This is a genomic window from uncultured Chitinophaga sp. (assembly GCF_937874145.1).
Lineage (GTDB): Bacteria > Bacteroidota > Bacteroidia > Chitinophagales > Chitinophagaceae > Chitinophaga.
Genome location: NZ_CALNBI010000234.1, coordinates 1 through 4,902 on the forward strand (window position 1 = coordinate 1; position 4,902 = coordinate 4,902).

The following is a 4,902-nucleotide window of genomic DNA, read 5'->3' on the forward strand; positions in this document are numbered from 1 at the left end:
TTCAATCCATCTTTTCCTTCTTCCGTATCCAGATTTTCGTTTCCATGACGGAGAAAACCGTGGCTTCCCTCCGGCAGGCCACCTACGCCCACCTCATCCGCCTGCCCATGAAATTCTTCTCGGAAAGGCGCGTCGGGGAGCTGAACAGCCGTATCTCCTCCGATATCTCCCAATTGCAGGACCTGTTCACCACCACCCTGGCGGAATTCCTCCGGCAGGTGCTGACCATCGTGGGCGGCATCGTGCTGCTGGCGTATACTTCCTGGAAACTGACCCTGTTCATGCTGGCCATCCTGCCCGCCATTTGCATACTGGCGGTGGTGTTCGGCAAGTTCATCCGACGCTTCAGCAAACAGGTGCAGGGGCAGATCGCCGAATCGAATACGATCGTGGAAGAAACGCTGCAGGGTATCTATAACGTGAAAGCCTTCGCCAACGAATACTTCGAGATCGGCCGCTACCGCGCCAAAACAAATGAAGTCGTGAAAACCGGCATTAAGTCGGGGACCTACCAGGGGATGTTCGTGTCGTTCCTCATCTTCGGGCTCTTCGGCGCCATGGTGGCCGTTATCTGGAAGGGCGTCCTCATGATCGGGCCGGATTTCCCCGTGGGCAGCCTGTTCTCCTTTGTGCTGTATTCCGGTTTCATTGGGGGATCGATATCCGGACTGGCCGAGATATTCACCCGCGTCCAGCGCGCACTCGGGGCTTCGGAGCACCTCCTCGAAATCCTCGACGAGCCGGAAGAAAACATCCGGCTCCTCCCTCCCGCCGCCCGCCAGCAGCACTTCCGCGGCGAGATCCGCTTCCAGCACGTAGGGTTTCAGTACCCTTCGAGAAAAGACATCCCCGTATTGAGCGACGTCAGTTTCCACGCGGAGCCCGGCTGGCAGGTAGCCCTCGTTGGGCCCAGCGGCGCGGGTAAATCCACCATCGTCAACCTGCTGCTGCGTTTCTACGACCCCTCGGCCGGACATATCTACATCGACGGACAGGACACCCGCGAATACGACCTCGCGCTCCTCCGTTCCCAGATGGCCGTGGTGCCGCAGGACGTGTTCCTGTTCGGGGGCACCATCCGCGAGAACATCGCCTACGGCGACCCCTCCGCCACCGAAGGCGCCATCATGGAAGCCGCGCGCCAGGCCAACGCCTGGGAGTTTATCCGGCAGTTCCCCGAAGGCCTCGATACCATCGTCGGCGAACGCGGCGTACAGCTCTCGGGCGGGCAGCGCCAGCGCATCGCCATCGCCCGCGCTGTATTGAAGAACCCGCGTATCCTCATCCTCGACGAAGCCACCTCCGCCCTCGATTCCGAATCGGAAAAACTCGTGCAGGAAGCGCTGGAAAAACTCATGGAAGGCCGCACCTCCATCGTGATCGCCCATCGCCTGAGCACCGTCCGCCGGGCGGATATGATCCTGGTGCTCGACAAAGGCCAAGTGGCCGAAGCGGGAACGCACGAAGAGCTCATGCGCCGCTCGGAAGGCCTCTACCGCGGCCTCAGCGAACTGCAATTCTCCAACTAATTTACCCGAACCAGGTGCGGAAAGCGGCGGCTTTGTCTTTGCTGACCGTTACCTCCGGCGGTTTACCGGCCTTGAAATGCAATGTGAGGCGGGAACTTTCATCCGTTTTGAAACCGGCGAGGTAAGCCCTGTGGGCGATGAACTGCCGGTTGGCGCGGAAACATTGCTGCGGGTCGAGCAGTTCCCCGATATCGTCGAGCGAGCGGTAATCGGCCACCCAGTTGCGCCCGTCGGCATGATGGATCCGGATCACCTCACTTTTGGAGAAACCCACGATCTCCGATAACGGGAACACATACACGTTTTTTCCCGATTGCACGGTGAAACTGTTCTTGTACCGCGAAGCCTGCTGCTGGTTTTGCACGAATCGCAGCAGTTCCCGGATATACTCCGGGCTGGCGTACTTCTCCCGCAGCGAAGCGTATTTGCGGAAGGCCGCCGCCAGTTCCCCGGGGTCAACGGGCTTCAGGAGATAATCGATGCTGTTGACCTTGAACGCCCGGATCGCATATTGGTCGTAGGCCGTGGTGAAAATAACAGGGATCGCGGGTTGCAGGTGGGGAAACAGGTCGAGGCTGATACCGTCGGACAATTGAATGTCGGCCAAAACGAGGTCGGGCATGGGATCGAGCTTCCACAGCGCCTCACGGAGGCTGGCCACCGGGCCGGTGATGTGCCATGCCGGTTCGAGGGTGCGGACCAGTTGGATGAGGTGCGCGGCTACCAGGGGCTCGTCTTCCAGGATCAGTACGTTCATCTTTGCGATTTTAAAGCATGGGCATGGATACGGTGAATTTGGCATCGCCGTCTTTCACGATCACTTCCTTCTCCCCCAACAATTTATACATCTGCTTCAGCTGCTGCAGGCCCTGTTTATTCGAAATGGCCAGCTGCCGGCGTATTTGCTTGTTATTCGAAACGATGATATAACCGTCTTCCTCGTAAACACGGATATACAAAGGGTGGTCGGGATGGATTTCGTTGTGCTTGATGGCATTGTCGATCAGCATCTGGAGCGAAAGCGCGGCCACACCCCTGTCTTCCTGTGAAGGGTTGATATCGATATCGATCGCAAGTGCATCACCGAAGCGGATTTTCTGAAGTGCGGTGTAGTGGCGCAGCATGTCCAGTTCTACTGCCAGCGGGGTAACGCCATTGTCTTTATTTTCCAGCGCATGCCGGTAGATTTTGGACAAGTGGCGGATGAATTCGGAAGCCAACGGCGGATTGGTCTGGGTAAGGTTATCCAGCGATGTGAATGCGTTGAAAAGGAAGTGGGGATCGATCTGGTTTTTAAGGTGTTGCAGCTGCATTTGCGTGTTTTCCCGTTTGATCCTTTCTTCTTTTACGGCATTATTTTTCCAGGCCTGGAAGAAATATTGGCCGATCAATGCGATATTAATGATGATGGAAAGGTAATGGGAATACATGAGTGGGATTCCCAGGACGTTGCTGAAAGGCAGGTGCAGCAGGAACACGAGCATGCCGATGCTGGTAACGATCCACCCGGCGATAAATCCAACCAGCAACTGGAGGAACATTCTTCCCGCTTCGCTTTTTTTATTAGCTCATAGACCCGCTGTCTTGTAAGGCAGCAGGCGGTCGAGCAGCCGGTGTATGCGGGCAAGTATGAACCATAGCAATTGCACGACTAATATGGAAGCCGCGGCAACGATCAGGCCGAAGCTGGGCGACATCATGATACCGATAAAGAATGCGGCGACCATGATGAGGAGGGTGATGGAGATACGAACGGCGTGCTTTTTTAGAAATTTGGACATAAGGGCGAAATTTAACATGTTTTTTGAAGGTTTGTCATGAATTCCGGTTTGAAGTTTCCAATATTTCGCTGTGCGGCGGCGTTATAGGTAGCCGCCCCGCGATGCGATTGGCCATTGGAAGTACTTTTTCCTTCATTTTCAACACAAGATATCCGCCTCCCTTGCGCCGTTAAAATGGAAAGCAGCTAGGACGAAGGAATTTGCATCGAAGCGGAAAATGGAGGCTTCCCGGGTTTTGAGCTGGGCGCGGAAATTGGTAATTTTGACCGGCCGGAAACCGAACCCCCGGCCCAGGGTTTTAATCTTTTACTTTGACGATGATCTCATTCCGGCAGTTCCTGCAAACCGCCTTCCAGCACGGACCATACACCACCGACGACGTTATAGCGGCCGTACTCCCGCTTTTCTACGATGTGCAGGCGCTGCATGACGAAGGCAAAGTGGCGCCCTTCGGCGAGGAGTCCGCCATCATGGCCACCGCCCGCACCCTCCGGCTCAACGCCGAAGCGGCCCACCCGCCGCTCGAAGCGCCCGAAAAAGTGGAAGCCCTCTTCAACGGGCATAACCCACATTTCGAGGTCATCGATAAAGTAAGGCTCCCGGAAGGCCAGGCCGCCGAAACGCTCCGGGTACACGCCGATACCGGCAAGCCCCTGCGCCATGCCGCCTACATCCCAGGTTACCGCAGCTACGAAATGTTGCTGGAGCATCACGACGAACAAACCGACATTTTCGTGCTGGGGCTCGTGCTTGCCGGCATGGCTCTCGGCCTCGATCTGCATGATCCCGAAACCCTGCCCGCGCTGGCAGTGCAGCGTGAGCGCCCCCTCCTGCACAGGCCCCTCCATCCCGCACTCGGCACCCTCATCACCGAAATGACGGAACTGGAACGCAGCCACCGTACCCGCGATCTCCGAGAAGCCATCCACCGGCTGGAGCATTACCGCGATTTCGATCCCGAAAAACAAACCGACCTGGCACAGGTGGCCGGCTGGGTGACGCATGACCGCAGCGAGAAGCAACAAATCATCCTGCATAAACTCCGTAACCGCCTTTTCGATACCAGCCGCCGCAACCGGCTGCTGTTTTATAAACCCAACGCCCGGTTCGCCAACCTCACCTTCGGCAGCGTGCCCATGGTGCTGCACCACCAGAGCATCCGGCCGGAACTGCTTTTCACCTGGAACAGCGATATCGCGGAGAAAGTGGTGGCCATGGGCGACCTGGCCCTCAACAAATACCTCCGGTTCGAAGACCATCCCTACCTGCCCGCCGTGCTGAACAAAATCCGGCTCGAAGCGCAACGCGACATCCAGGAGTTTGGTTTCTCGCAACTGAAGCTGGTGGCAGCGTTCCTGAAATGGCACAACCTGGCGGAAGATCCCCAGGAAAGCATCCACAGCCCGCTCCTGCTGCTGCCCGTGGAACTGAAAAAGAAAAAACAAACGGGGGGCGACCAGTACGTCCTCTCCGTGACCGATAATAACGCGGAAGTCAATCCCGTGCTGGCCAACCGCCTGCGCGAGCTGTTCGGCATCGAATTGCCGGATAGCGTGGACCTGGAAGAAATGTCGCCCGAAACGTTCTGCGAG

5 protein-coding genes are annotated in these 4,902 nt (G+C 57.0%); 2 read left to right on the forward strand and 3 right to left on the reverse strand.

Annotated features, from left to right (window positions below):
• A partial coding sequence (locus tag Q0510_RS11420) for an ABC transporter transmembrane domain-containing protein (protein WP_298711402.1) occupies positions 1 to 1,529 on the forward strand: 1,529 nt, incomplete at its 5' end.
• 1 nt (position 1,530) lies between these two features.
• On the opposite strand, the gene Q0510_RS11425 is transcribed toward Q0510_RS11420, so the two are convergent.
• Genes Q0510_RS11425 through Q0510_RS11435 form a run of 3 tightly spaced genes read right to left on the reverse strand, consistent with a single transcriptional unit; the run spans position 1,531 to position 3,310 of the window.
• Positions 1,531 to 2,286, reverse strand: coding sequence for a LytTR family DNA-binding domain-containing protein (locus tag Q0510_RS11425; RefSeq protein ID WP_298711404.1), 756 nt, complete (start codon positions 2,284 to 2,286; stop codon positions 1,531 to 1,533).
• Positions 2,287 to 2,296: 10 nt separating this feature from the next.
• Positions 2,297 to 3,070 carry a histidine kinase gene (locus Q0510_RS11430; RefSeq protein ID WP_298711407.1) on the reverse strand — a complete coding sequence of 258 codons (774 nt, stop codon included), beginning with the start codon at positions 3,068 to 3,070 and terminating at the stop codon, positions 2,297 to 2,299.
• A 27-nt stretch (positions 3,071 to 3,097) separates the two neighbouring features.
• Positions 3,098 to 3,310, reverse strand: coding sequence for a hypothetical protein (locus Q0510_RS11435; RefSeq protein WP_298711409.1), 213 nt, complete (start codon positions 3,308 to 3,310; stop codon positions 3,098 to 3,100).
• Positions 3,311 to 3,627: 317 nt separating this feature from the next.
• Here Q0510_RS11435 and Q0510_RS11440 point away from each other — a divergent pair.
• The coding region (locus Q0510_RS11440) for a DUF4011 domain-containing protein (protein WP_298711412.1) at positions 3,628 to 4,902 on the forward strand (1,275 nt) is incomplete at its 3' end.

Coding starts and splice junctions, on each gene's coding strand:
- Q0510_RS11425 (WP_298711404.1), bottom strand. CDS start 2,286: ATGAACGTACTGATCCTGGAAGACGAGCCCCTGGTAGCCGCGCACCTC.
- Q0510_RS11430 (WP_298711407.1), bottom strand. CDS start 3,070: ATGTTCCTCCAGTTGCTGGTTGGATTTATCGCCGGGTGGATCGTTACC.
- Q0510_RS11435 (WP_298711409.1), bottom strand. CDS start 3,310: ATGTCCAAATTTCTAAAAAAGCACGCCGTTCGTATCTCCATCACCCTC.